This window comes from Halovulum sp. GXIMD14793, from assembly GCF_054457435.1.
Genome location: NZ_JBTLNE010000052.1, coordinates 12194 through 28089, shown reverse-complemented (window position 1 = coordinate 28089; position 15896 = coordinate 12194). Strand labels below are relative to the sequence as shown.

The 15896-nt window shown below is 59.7% G+C and carries 18 protein-coding genes; 5 read left to right on the top strand and 13 right to left on the bottom strand.

Translation table 11 applies throughout. From position 1 onward, the window contains the following. The first annotated feature begins 119 nt into the window (after window positions 1-119). Both ACW9UQ_RS14425 and ACW9UQ_RS14420 read left to right on the top strand, forming a co-directional pair. On the top strand, window positions 120-524 hold the full coding sequence (locus ACW9UQ_RS14425; RefSeq protein ID WP_458931723.1) for an acyl-homoserine-lactone synthase: 405 nt from the start codon (window positions 120-122) through the stop codon (window positions 522-524). Window positions 525-593: 69 nt separating this feature from the next. Further along, entirely contained in the window at window positions 594-2075 is a 1482-nt protein-coding gene (locus ACW9UQ_RS14420; RefSeq protein WP_458931722.1) for an AAA family ATPase, read from the top strand. A gap of 52 nt (window positions 2076-2127) precedes the next feature. Here the strand turns inward: ACW9UQ_RS14420 and ACW9UQ_RS14415 are convergent, their stop codons facing one another. From ACW9UQ_RS14415 to ACW9UQ_RS14380, 8 genes are all read right to left on the bottom strand, one after another. Then, on the bottom strand, window positions 2128-2892 hold the full coding sequence (locus tag ACW9UQ_RS14415; protein ID WP_458931721.1) for a TIGR02186 family protein: 765 nt from the start codon (window positions 2890-2892) through the stop codon (window positions 2128-2130). Then, on the bottom strand, window positions 2889-3797 hold the full coding sequence (locus tag ACW9UQ_RS14410) for a sulfite exporter TauE/SafE family protein (RefSeq protein WP_458931720.1): 909 nt from the start codon (window positions 3795-3797) through the stop codon (window positions 2889-2891). The genes ACW9UQ_RS14415 and ACW9UQ_RS14410 overlap by 4 nt, the downstream gene beginning before the upstream one ends. 220 nt (window positions 3798-4017) lie before the next feature. Continuing rightward, window positions 4018-4812 carry a purine-nucleoside phosphorylase gene (locus ACW9UQ_RS14405; protein ID WP_458931719.1) on the bottom strand — a complete coding sequence of 265 codons (795 nt, stop codon included), beginning with the start codon at window positions 4810-4812 and terminating at the stop codon, window positions 4018-4020. A gap of 4 nt (window positions 4813-4816) precedes the next feature. Then, window positions 4817-5956, bottom strand: coding sequence for an ABC transporter permease (locus ACW9UQ_RS14400; RefSeq protein WP_458931718.1), 1140 nt, complete (start codon window positions 5954-5956; stop codon window positions 4817-4819). Window positions 5957-5959: 3 nt separating this feature from the next. Then, a complete protein-coding gene (locus ACW9UQ_RS14395) occupies window positions 5960-6589 on the bottom strand; it encodes a LysE family translocator (protein ID WP_458931717.1) in 630 nt (209 codons plus the stop codon). Next, on the bottom strand, window positions 6579-7685 hold the full coding sequence (locus ACW9UQ_RS14390) for an ABC transporter permease (protein WP_458931716.1): 1107 nt from the start codon (window positions 7683-7685) through the stop codon (window positions 6579-6581). The genes ACW9UQ_RS14395 and ACW9UQ_RS14390 overlap by 11 nt, the downstream gene beginning before the upstream one ends. Further along, on the bottom strand, window positions 7682-9328 hold the full coding sequence (locus ACW9UQ_RS14385; RefSeq protein WP_458931715.1) for an ABC transporter ATP-binding protein: 1647 nt from the start codon (window positions 9326-9328) through the stop codon (window positions 7682-7684). Before ACW9UQ_RS14385 ends, ACW9UQ_RS14390 begins: the two co-directional genes overlap by 4 nt. Before the next feature lie 6 nt (window positions 9329-9334). Then, the gene (locus tag ACW9UQ_RS14380) at window positions 9335-10324 is read right to left on the bottom strand and encodes a BMP family lipoprotein (RefSeq protein WP_458931714.1); all 990 of its coding nucleotides are present in this window, start codon (window positions 10322-10324) and stop codon (window positions 9335-9337) included. 237 nt (window positions 10325-10561) lie between these two features. On the opposite strand from ACW9UQ_RS14380, the gene ACW9UQ_RS14375 reads away from it, so the two are divergent. After that, window positions 10562-11143 carry a hypothetical protein gene (locus ACW9UQ_RS14375; RefSeq protein ID WP_458931713.1) on the top strand — a complete coding sequence of 194 codons (582 nt, stop codon included), beginning with the start codon at window positions 10562-10564 and terminating at the stop codon, window positions 11141-11143. A 180-nt stretch (window positions 11144-11323) separates the two neighbouring features. Here the strand turns inward: ACW9UQ_RS14375 and ACW9UQ_RS14370 are convergent, their stop codons facing one another. From ACW9UQ_RS14370 to ACW9UQ_RS14350, 5 genes are all read right to left on the bottom strand, one after another. Then, the gene (locus ACW9UQ_RS14370; protein ID WP_458931712.1) at window positions 11324-12148 is read right to left on the bottom strand and encodes an alpha/beta fold hydrolase; all 825 of its coding nucleotides are present in this window, start codon (window positions 12146-12148) and stop codon (window positions 11324-11326) included. A gap of 300 nt (window positions 12149-12448) precedes the next feature. Next, window positions 12449-12865, bottom strand: a complete 417-nt coding sequence (gene rimI / locus ACW9UQ_RS14365; RefSeq protein ID WP_458931711.1) for a ribosomal protein S18-alanine N-acetyltransferase — start codon at window positions 12863-12865, stop codon at window positions 12449-12451. Further along, a complete protein-coding gene (gene tsaB / locus ACW9UQ_RS14360) occupies window positions 12855-13508 on the bottom strand; it encodes a tRNA (adenosine(37)-N6)-threonylcarbamoyltransferase complex dimerization subunit type 1 TsaB (protein ID WP_458931710.1) in 654 nt (217 codons plus the stop codon). Before tsaB ends, rimI begins: the two co-directional genes overlap by 11 nt. Then, on the bottom strand, window positions 13498-14058 hold the full coding sequence (locus ACW9UQ_RS14355; protein ID WP_458931709.1) for a NifU family protein: 561 nt from the start codon (window positions 14056-14058) through the stop codon (window positions 13498-13500). The genes tsaB and ACW9UQ_RS14355 overlap by 11 nt, the downstream gene beginning before the upstream one ends. Before the next feature lie 78 nt (window positions 14059-14136). Next, on the bottom strand, window positions 14137-14595 hold the full coding sequence (locus ACW9UQ_RS14350) for a universal stress protein (protein ID WP_458931708.1): 459 nt from the start codon (window positions 14593-14595) through the stop codon (window positions 14137-14139). A 189-nt stretch (window positions 14596-14784) separates the two neighbouring features. On the opposite strand from ACW9UQ_RS14350, the gene ACW9UQ_RS14345 reads away from it, so the two are divergent. Together ACW9UQ_RS14345 and recR are read left to right on the top strand one after the other, a co-directional pair. Continuing rightward, the gene (locus tag ACW9UQ_RS14345; protein ID WP_458931707.1) at window positions 14785-15129 is read left to right on the top strand and encodes a YbaB/EbfC family nucleoid-associated protein; all 345 of its coding nucleotides are present in this window, start codon (window positions 14785-14787) and stop codon (window positions 15127-15129) included. A gap of 3 nt (window positions 15130-15132) precedes the next feature. Continuing rightward, window positions 15133-15732: a recombination mediator RecR gene (gene recR / locus ACW9UQ_RS14340; protein WP_458931706.1), complete on the top strand. Its 600-nt coding sequence runs from the start codon at window positions 15133-15135 to the stop codon at window positions 15730-15732. The last annotated feature ends 164 nt before the right edge of the window (window positions 15733-15896 follow it).

The window sequence follows — 15896 nt, the reverse complement described above, 5'->3', positions numbered from 1 at the left end:
TCTTTGATCATCCCAATGATTTGGACTTCCGTGAAACGGCTCTTTCGCATTCGTTTGCTCCTTCAAAAGGTTGAGCAAACTCTACATCAGAACGAGGGAAGTTTCGGGGGGCAGGTCACATGGTAAATGAACACTTCACCCACCTGACCGGCGGCGTGACCATCGCCAGCCCGTTGATCTGGGAATGCACCCGGTTCTGCATCTCGCCCAAAGCCGCAGCACAGGGCAAGCAGGTGGCCGGGGGCGTGATGCTGGCTGACCATGAACTGGGCCTGCGCTTTGGTCTGGAAAGCTCCGTCGGTGTGTTCGATTACCGGATGCGCCGGATCTACAAATCCATCGGCTGGCAGCCCGAGATTGTCGGCGCTGAGGGGCAGGGCCGCAGCAAAATCTGCGTTGGCCTCTGGCCATTTTCCGAAACCATCCGCGCACAGATTGCTGCGAATGCCGGTCTGTCGGTCGATGATGGCAGCCACTGGTTCGAGATGTCCTTTCCCGACCATGCACCTGCGGTCGCTGCGTGAAACCGGGTATTTTGTCCTCCATGGGCAAAACCTGATTCAGCTTCCCGGAAATCCGCGATAGAAGGGGGCATGAAAACTGTCCCCCAACTTTCCGAAGACCAGGCCGCCGCCTGGGACACCATCGCAGAAACGCTGTCGCGCGCCGGTATCGATCTGGTGGAGGGGGCTACGATCCCCTCAGATACATCGCCGGGTGTTCTGGCCGTGCTGGGCAAGGCAGGATCGGGTAAAACCCTGCTTCTGGCGCAACTCGCCGATGCACTGAAAGAGGCAGGGGTCGAGACAGTCTCGGCCGAATTTGAAAACCGCCGCCGCAAGGACAAACGCACCCTCGCGATCCTGGCCCCCACCAACAAGGCCGCCAGCGTCCTGCGCAGCCGTGGCGTTCCGGCCACCACACTGCACCGCATCCTCTACACCCCGGTCTATGACCCGGAATACGAAAAAATCGCCCTTTGGCTGACCGGCGACGGCGAAAAGCCCCAGATCGAAGGCCTCACCGAAGAGGCGCTGGACCGCGCCTATGCCTTCTTCCAAACCCAGCCGTCCGTCCCCGGCGCACTGGCAACGGCAGGCTTGCGCGGCTCGGATTTCATCACCGGCTGGAAACGGCGCGAGGATCCGCTGGATATCGGCTTTGTCGACGAGGCCTCCATGCTCGACGACAAACAGATGGAGGATCTGCAAGAGATTTTCCCGACCCTGATCCTGTTCGGCGACCCCGCCCAGCTGGCCCCGGTGAACCAGTCCGGCGCAATGTGCTTCGACGCCCTGCCAGCACCGCGCAAGCTGGAACTGCACCGCATCCACCGACAGCAGGCCGACAACCCCATCCTCGATCTGGCCCACGCGCTTGGCAACCCCGACCTCGATTTCACCGCGTTCGAACGCCTGATCGAGGAAGCCGCCCGCAAGGATGACCGCGTCATCGTCGCCGAACGCGTCGATGCCGCCGCCATGGCCCGCGCACCGGTGCTGGTCTGGCGCAACGCCACCCGCATCCGCCTGATCGCCGCCTTCCGCAGCGCTTTCGCGGCACCACCGGACCGCCTGCTGCCCGGAGAGCCGCTGATCTGCGATGGTATCGAACTGCCGCTGAAACACCGCAAAAAACGCATCGACCTAGAGGCCCGCGGCCTGATCAAAGGCGCGCAGGTGGTCTATATGGGCGACGGCTCCAAACCTGGCTTTGCGCGCCTGCATGTGCTGGGGGCAGAAAACCCGCAGGTTACCGCCGCCTCGATCATCAAGGTGGAAATCCCGGACCGCGAAGACCCCGACATCCTGTCAGCCGCCCGTATGGGGGCCAGCTTCCTGCATGGCGCGGCCTGCACCACCCACAAGGCGCAAGGCTCCCAATGGCCCGAGGTTCAGGTCTTCGCCCCCGACCTTTACGCCGCCGCCCGCGCCGGCCGGACCGAGGCCGGCATCCCCCTATGGAAACGCCTCGCCTATGTCGCCATCACCCGCGCCGAAACCCGCCTGCACTGGGTCACCCGCTACCGCCTGGCCCGCCCGACAGACCCGCTGACCACCGACCACCTGGGCTAACCTTTCATTGTTCCATAAATATCCCCGCCGGAGGCACCCGCCAAAGGCGGGTCTAACGACGCAACAACCGGAACACGGTTGAGGCCAGCCATCCCGCGAACAAAGCGACAGCCAGCGATAGCAGCCCATAAAGCAAAGGTTGCTCATGCGCGGTGCGATAGATCAGCCGCTCCAGCCCGGTCTTTTCCACATTGATGGAAGACACCGCGATATTCACCACCTTGCGGTCGCGCAGCAGGTACATCCGCGCAGTATAAAGCCCCTCAACCAGATTGGCGGGCAACTGGATGCGGGTGCGGAACAGGGTTTCCTCGTCCAGCTCCACGATGCCTTCTTTCAGATCATAAAGCCCATTGTCGCGCCGGATACGCACCACAGCGTCCTTGAACTCGCCGATATCCTCAACCTGCCCGGGATAGGGATAGGCCTGCACCGCATGGTCTAGACCGATCTGATAGCGAAACCGTTCGTAGTCGCTGGCGATGTCTTCCAGCGGGCCAGTGCTGGCGATGGCGTAAAAGCTGGGGGCAAAGTCGATATCGACCGCGTCACGATTGGCCCAGATCCCCAGCGTGCGTTCTTTGCGTCGCACCGTCAGTTCCTGATCCGGCCCCCGGACCGAGATAATCACCTCCAGCGGACCTTTGCCAGGGTCAACAGGGGCGTCCCGGCTGACCGCTCCAAAAACCCATATTTCGGTCCCGTTGAAATTGGCCGTGATCTGAACCGAGTTCTGCGACAGCGCCCCGACAACACGCTCGGTCTGTGCCAGCAGCGGGCTGGTCAGGGCCAGCAGACATAGCAGGGCGCGGATCAATGCCCGTCTCCGATGGAATAGAGCTCGGCCGGTGTGGTGATCAGATCAAAGGCCAGCTTGCCGCAGACGGCCAGCACCAGAATAGCCAACAGGATACGCAACTGCTCGGCCTTCAGCCGCACCCCAAGACGCGCGCCGATCTGTGCACCAATGACGCCGCCGATCAGCAACAGCAGGGCCAGAACGGCATCGACGGTCTGGTTCTGGGTGGCGTGCATCAGGGTGGTAAAGCCGGTGACAAAGATGATCTGGAACAGCGATGTGCCAACGACCACCTTGGTCGGCATGCCCAGAATATAGATCATCGCCGGGACCATGATAAACCCGCCGCCAACGCCCATGATCGCCGCCAGAACCCCAACCACCACGCCGATCAGCAGTGGCGGGATGGCCGAGATATACAGCTGGCTTTGCCGAAAGCGCATCTTGAACGGCAGCTTGTGCACCCAGCCATGTTTCTTGCGCACCGGGCGCGGCGCATCGGGTTTGCGCCTGAGCGCGCTGAGGCTTTCAAGAAACATCAGCCCGCCGACCACGCCCAGAAACACCACATAGCACAGGGAGACCAGCAGCTCGACCTGGCCCATTTCGCGTAGGATCTTAAAAATCTGCACCCCGGCAGCAGCCCCGATCAGCCCGCCAACCAGCAGCACCATGCCCATCTTGATATCGACTGTCTTGCGTTTCAGATGCGCCAGAACGCCGGAGAAGGAGGAGGCAACGATCTGGTTCGCCTCGGTTGCGACGGCCACGGCGGGCGGGATGCCGATGAAGAACAGCAGCGGTGTCATGAGAAACCCGCCACCCACACCAAACATGCCAGAAAGCACACCCACCATCCCGCCCAGCCCCAGCAGAAGGAAGGCGTTGACTGAAACCTCGGCGATGGGAAGGTAGATTTGCATAAAGCCAGACCTTCAGGGTTTCCCCTGTTCTAGACCAGCTTTTGCACTGCCGCTAGAGTGTCACGTGAAAAACTCGATCCGCTGATGCTGGCTGAAGTGAAAGAATTCAATGCGTTAGAGGGCGCTTATCTCTGGATATTTTGCGCGGTGGGATAAACGTCACAGAATCCGCCCTTGCGGGCGGATGCCTCTGGCGGGGATATTTTTGGAACAATGAAGGTCAGAAGGTGCGGAGCCAGGCGCGCAGGATCCGTTCGAGTTTGGCAGCACCCTTGGGGGCCATGGCTTTGGTTTGGTCGTGGCTGATGACCTCGTCCGACATGCCAGCGGCCATGTTGGTGATCGTGGAGATGGCCGCAGTTTTCATGCCGAGGAAGCGGGACAGGATGACCTCGGGCACGGTGGACATGCCGACCGCATCTGCGCCAAGGATTTTGATGGCGCGGATCTCGGCCGGGGTTTCGAAGGAGGGGCCGGAATACCAGGCGTAGACGCCGTCTTTCATGTCGATGCCTTCGGAGCGGGCGGCCTTTGTCAGGGCTGCGCGCAGGTCTGGATCGTAGGCGTCGGTCATATTGACGAAGCGGGCATCGGTGGGCTCGCCGATCAGGGGATTGCGGCCCGAGAAATTGATATGGTCGCTCAGCAGCATCACATCCCCGGTGGGGATATCGGCGCGCAGGGAGCCGGCGGCATTGGTCATCAGCATGGTATCTGCGCCAAGGCCTTTGAGGACCTCTAGCGGCAGGCGCATCGCGTCGGCCTGACCGCTTTCGTAGTAATGCGCCCGGCCGCCAAGGACGGCGACGCGCACGCCCTCCAGATCGCCGATCACCAGCTTGGGGTTGTGGCCTGAGACACCGGCATGGGGGAAGCCGGGCAGGTCGGCATAGTCAATCTCGACCCCGTTGACGGTGCCCGCGATATGGCCAAGGCCGGAGCCGAGGGTCAGGCCGACGCGGACCGGGGCGTCCCCGGCTTTGGCGCGGATGGTCGAAATCAGGGCGTCGTGCATGGGCCTAGCGTTCCTTGATATAGGGTTGGGCAGAGGCGCGGGGCGGGATGGCTTTGCCGACGAACCCGGCCAAAATGATCACCGTCAGGATATAGGGCAGCGCCTGCATGAACTGGCTTGGAATGACGATTGATGACAGATCGATAAGACCCGCGAGATTTGCTGTATAGATGAGACCGACCACCACCAGCGAGGCCAAGGCCAGGTAGCGCTTCTTTTCTGCTCTGATTGCGATGATCGCAGCAGTGATGATTGCGATCCCCAGAACAATGGGGATCAAAGTGAGAGCCCAATCCGGTGGGGTCAGGTCGGCAAAACGGATATTCGGATAGCGGAGGCCGATAGCCTCGAGCAAACCGAAAAGCAGGCAGGAGAGTAGTGCGTACCATGGCCGCCACTTGGCGAAGATCAGCGCTGCCAGCGCGATATAGCCGCGTCCGGCGGTCATGTCTTTGCCAAATCCGGCAGCGATTGAGGCAAGGTAGGTCCTAGCCAACCCGCAGAGGACGCCAGCGATGATGATGGCTGACCAGCGCAGGCCGGTAACCGAGACGCCCGCTGTATCCACCGCGCTGGGGTTTTCCCCGACGGCGCGCAGGCGCAGGCCGTAGCGGGTGCGATAGAGGACGTACCAGCTGAGCGGCACCAGCAGCAGGGCGATATAGACAAGGATCGTGTGGCCGGACAGCAGATCTGAATAAATCGGGCCGATAACGGGTGTGTCGGCCAGCGTCTCGGAAAACGGCCAGTTGAGGTCGCCAAAGCGCTCATCCCGCTGGAGGCTGGGGGTGCGTCCGCCAAGGCCGAACCAGCTTTGCCCGACAACCACCGCCAGTCCGGCGGCGAGGAAGTTCAGGGCGACGCCGGAAATCAGTTGATCGCCCTTGAAGGTGATCGAGGCCAGACCGTGCAGGATTGAGATACACAGCGAGCCGCCGATCCCCGCCAGCAGCCCCAGCCAGATCGAGCCGGTGACGGTGGCAACCGCTCCTGCCAGAAAGGCGGCGGCCAGCATCTTGCCCTCTAGCCCGATATCAACAATGCCGGAGCGTTCCGAAAACAGCCCCGCCAGACAGGCCAGAAGCAGCGGTGTGGCCAGCCGCATGGTGCTGGCGAGGATGTCGATGATGGTCATGAAATCCATGGGTCAGCCTCGCGATAGTGCCAGCTTGACGCTGAAGATGGTGAAAAACACGCCTAAGGCCCCCTCGATCCAGCGGCGGAACCTGCTATAGGCCGCGCGGATCGGGTTGGAGGAGAGCAGCAGCGCATAGACGCCGTGGCCCAGATAGGAATTGACGAAAGCCCCGGTCAGGAACAGGGCGACGATATGGGCAGGCGCATCGCCAATGCCGCCAGCCGCTGCAACCGCCAGCCAGAAAAAGATCGCTTTTGGGTTGGTGATTTGCATGGTGAAGCCACCAAGTGCGGTCCGCCAGGCACTGCCGGTTTCGACCGCGCGTGGGATCAATTCCGGCGGGTTCAGCGCCTTCTTGAAGCTGCCCCAGGCGAGCCAGGCGAGATAAGCGGCGCCGATCAGTTTGATCATGGTCATCGCCCAGGCGATTTGTGACACCTGCGTTGCCAGACCCAGCACGGTGGCAATCGCCAACATCACAGCCCCGCAGGCGATGCCGAAGGTAGTGACGAGGGCCGGGCCGCGCCCGGCGGTTGTCGCCACGCCAAGGATCAGCATGACGCCGGGGCCGGGGGACAGAACGCCCATCCACTGGATCGACCAGGCCAGAAGCAGCTGCGGCAGATACTCATGCAGCATCGGATGCCTCCTTGCGGTTCAGAGCAAGGAACAGTTTTTCCACAGGTCTGCGGATCATGTTATCAAACGCACCGGTCAGAAGAATAATCACGCCTTGTATGGCTGTAACCAGTTCACGTGGGATACCAAACTCGAAAGCAAGTTCGCCGCCGCCTTGATAGAGAAAACCAAACAGCAGGGCGGCAAGAACAATCCCAACCGGGTGGTTGCGACCCATAAGTGCGACTGCGATACCGATATAACCAGCCTGACTGACGGAGTTGTCAATCAGCCGTTCTGCGTACCCCATCACACTGTTGATGGCCATCATCCCGGCCAAAGCGCCCGAGATCAGCATGGCGATGATGATCATACGTGATGGTGAAATCCCGGCGTAGACGGCAGCGCTTTCCGACATACCGAAAGAGCGAATTGAATAGCCCAGACGTGAGCGCCAGATCAGCAGGTAGAAGGCGACACAGCAAAGCAAGGCGACCAGAAAGCTGACATTCGCGGGTGCGTGCTTGGAAAACTCTATTCCAAAAGGTGCCAACATCTCATGGAATGTAGGCAGGTGGGCACCTTCGGGGAAAGTTGCCGTCTCTGCGGCCTGGCTGCCGCTTGGCTTGAGAACTTTGAGCAACAGATAGCCAAGCAGGGCAGAAGAAATGAAGTTGAACATGATCGTTGTGATCACGATGTGGCTGCCGCGTTTGGCTTGCAGATAGGCGGGGATAAAGGCCCATGCCGCGCCGAACAATGCACCGCCCAAGATTGCAAAGGGCAGGGCCAGGGTCCAGTGTGGCCAGTCTATGCTGAGGCAAACCAGTGCTACGCCCAATCCACCGAGCGTTGCCTGACCTTCGCCACCAATATTAAAAAGCCGGGCGTGATAAGCCACCGCAACGGCCAATCCGGTAAATATGAAATTGGTCGTGTAGTAGAGCGTGTGGCCAAAGCCGGAAGTGGTTGCAAAGCTGCCTTGAACCATCATCGTGATTGCGTCGAACGGGTCCTCGCCTATGCTCCAGATCAGCAGTCCGGACAGGACGAAAGCGACTGACAGGCTGAGAAACGGGATCAGGACCACATCGGCCCATTTGGGCATTTTCTTCATCGGTGGCTTTTCCTTTGCGCCGCCTTGTTCAGGTTCGCCTTCATTGCCTCAAGCGAGGCGTCTTCTTCGCCGGACATGCCAGCCATCAGCATTCCCAGTTCCTTTTCGTCGGTCTCGGACGGCAGGCGTTCGCCCATGATACGGCCATCGAACATCACGATGACGCGGTCGGCGAGTGACAGGATTTCTTCCAGTTCGACGGAGACAAGCAGGATCGCTTTGCCCTGATCGCGCAGGCGGACGATTTCCTGGTGGATAAACTCGATCGCGCCGATATCGACGCCGCGGGTCGGCTGGCCGATCAGCAGCAGATCGGGGTTCCGCTCAATCTCGCGGGCCAGAACGATTTTTTGCTGATTGCCGCCGGAAAAGCTTTTGGCCTGCAGGCGGATATCGGGCGGGCGGACATCGTAGCGTTCCATCTTGTCTTGCGCGTCCGCGCGGATCGCGGCGTTGTCCATCAGCAGGGCATTGCGCTGGTATTTCGGGTCGTGGTGATAGCCAAAGGCGGTGTTTTCCCAGGCCTGAAATTCCATGATCAGGCCCTCGGACTGCCGGTCCTCGGGCACGTGGGCGATGCCGCGCGCCCGCCGTGACTGGCCGTCGGATTTGGTGCCGGTCAGGTCAAGGCTGTCGCCATTCAGGCGGATCGTCCCGGTGGCAGGCAGGATCCCGCCCAGAACCTCTAGCAGTTGCGTCTGTCCGTTGCCCGAGACGCCAGCGATGCCGACAATCTCGCCGGCGCGGACGGTCAGATCAATGCCGCGCAGGCGTTCTACGCCGTCTTCATCCACCACGCGCAGGTTTTCGACCTGTAGAATGTCCTTGCCGGGCTTGGCCGGTTCCTTGTCCACGCGCAGCAGAACCTTGCGGCCCACCATCAATTCGGCCAGCTCTTCCGGGCTGGTTTCGGCGGTCTTTACCGTCGCGGTCATCTCACCGCGCCGCATGACCGAGACGCTGTCGGTGATGTCCATGATCTCGCGCAGTTTGTGGGTGATCAGGATGATGGTTTTGCCCTGATCACGCAGGCCTTTGAGGATGCGGAACAGGTGGTCGGCTTCGGCCGGTGTCAGAACCCCGGTGGGTTCATCCAGAATCAGAATATCCGCTTCGCGGTAAAGCGCCTTCAGGATTTCAACGCGTTGCTGGTGGCCGACGGACAGATCCTCGATCAGGGCGTCCGGGTCGACATTCAGCTCGTATTCCTCGGCCAGCTCTTTCAGCAGCTTGCGCGCCTTGACCTTCGATGGCTGCAAAAGGCGGCCGTCTTCGGCGCCGAGAATGATATTCTCAAGCACCGTGAAATTCTCAACCAGCTTGAAATGCTGGAAAACCATACCGATACCGGCGGCAATTGCGGCCTGGCTGTCGGGGATCTGGACCTCTTGTCCATCAATGAAAATATGCCCGGCATCGGCTTTGTAAAAGCCGTAAAGGATCGACATCAGCGTCGATTTGCCAGCACCGTTTTCCCCAATGATGCCATGGATAGAGCCCTTGGCAACCTGGATCGAGATATCCTTGTTCGCCTGCACGGGACCGAAGGCTTTGGAAATGCCCTTCAGTTCGATGGCAAGCGGTACGGATGCGGCGGGGGCGGCAGTGTCTTGCCGCCCCTCTGTTTCATCTAGCCCTGACATCTGAGATCAGAAATGCGGGCATGCTTCGTCTGTGTAGTAGTCGTGAACCGACACCTCACCGGCGATGATCTTTTCGCGCGCGGCATCGGCTGCGGCTTTCATCTCATCGGTGATCAGGCTGGCGTTATGCTCGTCCAGTGCGTATCCGACGCCGTCATCGGCAAGCCCCAGATCAACACGGCCCGGCTCAACATCGGTGCCGGTGGTGAAGCTGTCATAGACGGCATTGTCGACCCGCTTCAGCATGGAGGTCAGAACGGTCCCTGGCTGCAGGTAGTTCTGGTTGCTGTCCACGCCGATGGCCAGCATGCCCTCATCCGCTGCGGTCTGCAGAACGCCCAGACCGGTGCCGCCTGCTGCTGCGAACACAACTTCGGAGCCCTGGGATTTCTGCGCCCGGGTCAGCTCGCCGCCCTTCACAGGGTCGTTCCATGCTGCTGGCGTGGTGCCGGTCATGTTGACGATGACCTTGCCCTCAGGCTTGACCGATTTGAAACCTTCGGCATAGCCGCAGGCAAAGCGAGAGATCAGCGGGATATCCATGCCGCCGACAAAGCTGACGGTGTCGCCTTCCGCGGCCATCGCGGCCAGAACACCGACCAGATAGCTGCCCTCATGCTCATTAAACATGAGGGAGCGGACATTGGGGGCATCGACAACGGTGTCGATCACAACGAACTTGGTGTCCGGGAAATCCGGGGCCACGGTGGTCAGCGTGGTGTTCCAAAGGAACCCGGCCACGACGATCGGGTTATAACCACGCTCGGCAAAGCGGCGCAGATACTGCTCGCGCTGGGCGTCGTTCTGCAGTTCAGCCTCGCCAAACTCATTGCCGGTTTCCTCGGCCCAACGTTTCGCGCCGTTATAAGCGGATTCGTTGAAGGATTTGTCGAACTTGCCGCCCAGATCATAGATCACAGCCGGATCGGCCAGCGCTGCGCTGACCGAAAGGGCCGCAAAGCTGACAGCACCGACGAATGCCTTGGTGAATTTCATTGTTAACCTCCACTGATGGTATTCGGAAAACCGCGCTTTTTCCATTGTCCCTGTTATCATCTGCCCAGGGGCTGATGCGCACGGATTTGATGCCCTTAGTAAGGCGCAGCGCGCAGGGGGGGTCAACGGCTTTTTTCATGCAGAGCGCGGTGACGCGGCGCAATCGGCAGGCGAATCGGTGTCGTCCTGTCGCAATCACGATGGTTGTTTGGCGTGCAACTGGCTGAAGCGCCCTGTATGATCATCGTCATCAGTGATGGAGGGGGCATGCTGGTGTCTATGGGATCAGGTTTGCGGATAGCTGCGGTTTGTTTGGCGCTGGGCCAGGGCTTTCCGGCGTTTGCGCAAGCTGAAGTGGAGAAGTTAAGCGCGGCATATGTAATCAATGTGTTCGACACATCCTGCGTTGATACGTTCCTGAGAAAAGGCGGAAAGCAGGACCTTTCCGAGGCCTTTGCATCTGTCGGCCTGACGCAGGCAAACATGCTGTATCGATCAGATCCGGACCGACCCATCATGGGGTATCTGAACGAGGATTACATCAATGGCGGAATGATCTGCGCGGTTGAGTTTCCAAAAATGGACGACGAAGGTCAAAGCCTGATGGATGCATATCTTGCGGCCCTGCCAGCGGAGGATGTATCGCCAGCCCAGGATATGGAATCATTTCCGACCGGCGATGCAAGCAATGAGCCTGTCTTGAGTCAGTACCCTGACATGCCAAAGAGGCGCTTTAACGGCATTTCCTATAGTACTTATGTGATGCCTACCGAAATTCAGGGGGCAAATTTTCATTCGGTTGTGCTGGCTGTGCACTAGATGGCCACATCGGTTGACAACTATGCCGTTCCATAAAGCTTAGCCGTTAAGCTCTGTCGGGCAGTGGTTGGGCTTGGAGCGACCTTTCTGACGTTGAATGGAATATAGTGAAAGTCCGCCTCAGGAAACCGATTGCCTTGAGAGGGTGAGAACTAGGAGCTGGTTTTCCAGCGATCGGGACTATGAAATCGCCTCCAAACTTCCTATGAAATCAACAATTTGTTGCGCTACTTCTGTTGGCCTTTCTAGACTCGGCAGATGGGCTACGCCGCACATCTCGACGCCCCTTGCATTTGGCAGTTCTGAAACCAGGTATCGGCATCGATCTTGAATATGAGGGAAATCTAGATCGCCCCACAAAACCAGTGTTGGCAAAGAGATTTGGATCAGTTGATGGTAATTGAGCCGGTCATCTTTGTCGCTTCCGAAGTCTTTGTTGTTGAGCTTCGTCGAATGCATTTCTGCAAAGAGCTTTCTCGCAGAGCCGCTGACGCGGTTCTCTGGTGCCAGCGGTCCGTCCAACCACAAACGCGACTTGATCTGGTTGATAAGGCGCTTGTCACCCGAAGCCTCGGTTTGCTTCTGAACTGCCAACAGTTCCGAAATCCTGGCGGATAGCTTTGGAGTTGGTTCACCTGTAACATTTGGAGCTATCAAGACCAGCCCACTGATACGTTCGGGGTAAGCCAAGGCAGCATCAATCGCTATTCGCCCGCCCTGGGAACATCCAACCAAGACTGCTGGCGCGCCGTTGGATGTTATGTCCAAGACAGCCATGAGATCATCGACAGAGGAATAATCTTGATGCTCGGCGATGGTCTTGCCGAAGCCACGACGATCATAAGCAATCGCCTTTCGGTAAGCCGCAATAGTTTCAATCTCTACCCGCCACATTCGGCGGTCGGTTACTGCTGCGTGCAAAAAAACTATGGGATCGCCTTCGCCTAGAACTTCAGCGGCAAGGCTCGCACTAGTGGTATGGACAAAATACTGATTTTCTTTCATCAGAGCTTCCCTTGCTGCAATCTGCCTTATAGCAGCCTGCCCGCCAGAGCTCTATGAGATCAGCGCCAATGCCGCTTGCCTTAGTGATCCTGATGTGGACTTTGGCTGCAGCGCAGAGCAACATCAATCCGGACACAGACCACCGTCTTTTTCAGACTTTATAGATGCCCACATTATAGGGATGGGTCAGCGGCTCGACCTCTAAATTTAATACACTTTGCCATAGGGGGCAAAATGCCGTCCGTTCGGGCAAACTATGTCGTTGGAGCGTCTTTGCGTTGGTCGCTATTTACCCAAGCGTCAATCAAGGACCTTACGCAAGACCAGTGCGGTAACTCTACGACCAGTGGGATCGGCATAGTAGTTTTTGCGAAACCCAACCTCTGCAAAGCCCTGAGCTTGGTAAAGCGCCAGGGCGGCGTGGTTGTGTTCGGCGACCTCCAGAATCACCTCTTCGCAGTTGGCTGATTTTGCGTCTGCCTCCAGCTGGGTCAGCAGGCTTCGGGCGATGCCTTGGCGGCGGTGTTCGGGGGCGACGGCGATGGTCAGTAGCTCTGCCTCGGGCCCGGCAATGCGGATCAGGGCAAAGCCGTGGGGGGCGGTGATCAGGTGTATGGTGGGTTGGTCTAGAAGGTCCCGGAACTCTGCCGCTGACCAGGGGCGGGGGCCGGTGGTGAAGCAGGCGGCATGGAGCCGGGATAGGTCCTCAGGCGTCATGCAGGACTGCGGGGGGCTGTTCGCTGGGCGGGGCGGCGTCGGCGGCCCGCAGGTACAGCGGAGCAGGGGCGGTGGTGGGCTGGTTCAGGCGCGGCAGGGCGGCCCGGGCGATCTGGCATGCCGGTGCAACCTGGGCGTCCGGGCCGGGTTGCGCGCCCAGCCTGTCGGCAAGTTCTGCCACGCGATACCCTAGGCATAGGGTGTTTGCCGGAACCGACAGGCCAGCGGTTTTGTCCCAGTCCAGCATGGCAGGTTCGATATCGGGGCCCTGCACAAAGATCCGGTCGCGCCGGGCGTCAAGGCTGACCAGAACCGGCCCCTCATACGGTTGAGCCAGCGTGTCAAAGGTGGAAATGCCGATGGCGGGAATGTCCAGCGCCAGCGCAAGGCCGCGGGCCGCAGCGACTGAAATGCGGATGCCGGTGAAATTGCCCGGCCCGATGCCGACCGCCAGTGCGTGCAGGTCAGACCAGTCTGCGCCGCCACCGGCCAGAACCTCCTGCAGCAGGGGCATCAGGCGTTCGGCCTGTCCCTTGGCCATGTCTTCGCGGGCTTCGGCCAGAATGCGGTCGCCCGACAACAATGCGGCCGCGCAATGCGCGGCCGATGTGTCAAATCCAAGGATCAGGGGGTCAGGCAGCAACCGGGCGCACCTCGGTCACCTCGGGGATGTAGTGGCGCAGCAGATTTTCGATCCCCATTTTCAAGGTCATGGTGGCCGATGGGCAGCCCGCGCAAGCGCCTTGCAGGTGCAGATAGACAACCCCACGCTCGAACCCGTGGAAGGTGATGTCGCCGCCATCCTGCGCCACGGCAGGACGCACACGGGTGTCCAGCAATTCTTTGATCTGGCTAACCACCTCGGCGTCTTCGCCGTCATGTTCGGCATGATCAACAGTGCCGCTGTCATTGCTCATTACCGGCTGGCCGGACTGAAAATGCTCCATAATCGCGCCAAGGATCGCGGGTTTGATATGCGCCCAATCGACTGGCTCGTCCTTGGTGACGGTCACAAAGTCCGGGCCGAAGAAAACGCCGGTGACGCCGTCAACGCCAAAAACCCGCGCTGCAAGAGGCGAGGCCTCTGCCGCTTCGGCTGTTGGGAAGTCTGCGGTTCCTGCCGGCAGAACCGTCTGGCCCGGCAAAAACTTCAGCGTTGCCGGATTTGGAGTCGATTCAGTCTGGATAAACATCGCGAGGTCTCCCGTTTGGTATGGCGCAATTTGTGCGTTCTGAGTGGTTAAGTCAAGTAACTTGGAATGATTCTAAATCTAGCTGACAGCAATAATATCTTCCTTGGTCATTGATCCCGGCACAACCGTGATCGGTATCGGCATCTCGCCGCCGCGCCGCCCGACCAGATCGGCGACCAGCGGCCCCGGCCCATCCCCTTTGGAGCCAGCGCCCAGAACAAGAACGCCGATTTCCGGGTCGCTTTGGATATGGTCGATGACTTCTTGTGCCTTTTCCCCTTCGCGAATGGCGAGGGTTGGTGTGATCCCCTCCTTTTTCACCATCCGATCGCGAAACACCTCGTAATGGGCCTGTATCCGGTCGCGGGCCTCCTGGCGCATGATGTCGCCGACGCCGATCCAGTGCTGAAACTCTTCGGGCGCGATAACGGCCAGCAACTCGACCGCGCCGCCGGTCTTGGAGGCACGGATCGCGGCAAAGCGCATGGCGTTTAGGCATTCGGGACTGTCATCGAGTACAACCAGGAACTTGCGCATCGGGACCCCTCTTGCAGCATGGGGACAATATTCGGTCAGGTGCGGTCGCTGTGCAAGTCTGTTCCTTGTGCGGCGAAAGGGCAAGGCCTGTCTTCAAAGGATCGCCAGGCTGCTTGTCTGCGCCCGGTTCGGGCCTTAGATAGGACTATACCGCATGCAAGAAGATGCAGTCAGCGAACAGGAGACGACATGCTCAAGGGACTGGGCCAGCTTGGCGATATGGCCAAGATGATGAGCAAGGCCAAGGAAATGCAGGAAAAGATGGCCGAGGTTCAGGACAACCTTGACCGGTTGGAGGTCACCGGCGAGGCCGGGGCCGGGCTGGTGAAGGTCACGGCCAATGCCAAGGGTATGGTGACGGCGCTGGATATTGACCCGTCGATCCTGGTTGCCAGCGAAAAAGAGGTGGTCGAGGATCTGATCGTCGCGGCCGTCAAGGATGCGCAGATGCGTGGGACGGAGGCTGCACAGGCCGAGATGCGCAAAGTGGCCGAAGAAATGGGCCTGCCGCCCGGTATGGAACTGCCGTTCTGATCCATGGGGGAAGGCGGTGCAGAGATTGAGCGGCTGGTCGAGTTGATGGCCCGGCTGCCGGGCCTTGGCCCCCGGTCGGCCCGCCGCGCTGTTCTGACCATGATCAAAAGGCGGGTGCAGGTCATGGACCCGCTGTCAAAGGCGCTGGCGGATGTGGCTGCGCATGTGAAGACCTGTTCGGTCTGCGGCAATGTCGGCACGTTGGATGTCTGCGAGATTTGCAGCGCCGAGAAGCGGGCCAATGGGCAGATTTGCGTTGTCGCCGATGTCGCGGACCTTTGGGCGATGGAGCGCGGGCGCAGCTTTGCTGGGCGGTATCATGTGCTGGGCGGGATGCTGTCGGCGCTGGACAATATCGGCCCGGATGAGCTGCGCATCCCTGATCTTGTGCGCCGGGTTGAGGCGGGTGGCGTCAGCGAGGTGATCCTTGCCCTAAGCGCCACGGTCGATGGCCAGACCACGGCGCATTACATCGCCGATCAGATTGAGCCCTTGGGTATCTCGGTCACGTCGCTGGCGCAGGGTGTGCCGATTGGTGGCGAGCTTGATTATCTGGATGATGGCACAATCTCGGCGGCCTTGCAGGCGCGTAAGAGTTTCTGAGCAGGGGGCATGCGGGGCCGATGAAAGAGGTACCTTCTGATACCGCGCATCGGCGTAAGGCTTATCGTATCAAAGGCAGATAAAAGATGCTGTTGGGGTCGTTGCTGCAGCCTGCGACGGTCAGTAACAGGATCAGAGCACATAGGCTTACGCGGGATTTCTTT

Coding starts and splice junctions, on each gene's coding strand:
- ACW9UQ_RS14425 (WP_458931723.1), top strand. CDS start 120: ATGGTAAATGAACACTTCACCCACCTGACCGGCGGCGTGACCATCGCC.
- ACW9UQ_RS14420 (WP_458931722.1), top strand. CDS start 594: ATGAAAACTGTCCCCCAACTTTCCGAAGACCAGGCCGCCGCCTGGGAC.
- ACW9UQ_RS14410 (WP_458931720.1), bottom strand. CDS start 3,797: ATGCAAATCTACCTTCCCATCGCCGAGGTTTCAGTCAACGCCTTCCTT.
- ACW9UQ_RS14405 (WP_458931719.1), bottom strand. CDS start 4,812: ATGCACGACGCCCTGATTTCGACCATCCGCGCCAAAGCCGGGGACGCC.
- ACW9UQ_RS14400 (WP_458931718.1), bottom strand. CDS start 5,956: ATGGATTTCATGACCATCATCGACATCCTCGCCAGCACCATGCGGCTG.
- ACW9UQ_RS14395 (WP_458931717.1), bottom strand. CDS start 6,589: ATGCTGCATGAGTATCTGCCGCAGCTGCTTCTGGCCTGGTCGATCCAG.
- ACW9UQ_RS14390 (WP_458931716.1), bottom strand. CDS start 7,685: ATGAAGAAAATGCCCAAATGGGCCGATGTGGTCCTGATCCCGTTTCTC.
- ACW9UQ_RS14385 (WP_458931715.1), bottom strand. CDS start 9,328: ATGTCAGGGCTAGATGAAACAGAGGGGCGGCAAGACACTGCCGCCCCC.
- ACW9UQ_RS14380 (WP_458931714.1), bottom strand. CDS start 10,324: ATGAAATTCACCAAGGCATTCGTCGGTGCTGTCAGCTTTGCGGCCCTT.
- ACW9UQ_RS14375 (WP_458931713.1), top strand. CDS start 10,562: ATGATCATCGTCATCAGTGATGGAGGGGGCATGCTGGTGTCTATGGGA.
- ACW9UQ_RS14370 (WP_458931712.1), bottom strand. CDS start 12,148: ATGAAAGAAAATCAGTATTTTGTCCATACCACTAGTGCGAGCCTTGCC.
- rimI (WP_458931711.1), bottom strand. CDS start 12,865: ATGACGCCTGAGGACCTATCCCGGCTCCATGCCGCCTGCTTCACCACC.
- ACW9UQ_RS14355 (WP_458931709.1), bottom strand. CDS start 14,058: ATGTTTATCCAGACTGAATCGACTCCAAATCCGGCAACGCTGAAGTTT.
- ACW9UQ_RS14350 (WP_458931708.1), bottom strand. CDS start 14,595: ATGCGCAAGTTCCTGGTTGTACTCGATGACAGTCCCGAATGCCTAAAC.
- ACW9UQ_RS14345 (WP_458931707.1), top strand. CDS start 14,785: ATGCTCAAGGGACTGGGCCAGCTTGGCGATATGGCCAAGATGATGAGC.
- recR (WP_458931706.1), top strand. CDS start 15,133: ATGGGGGAAGGCGGTGCAGAGATTGAGCGGCTGGTCGAGTTGATGGCC.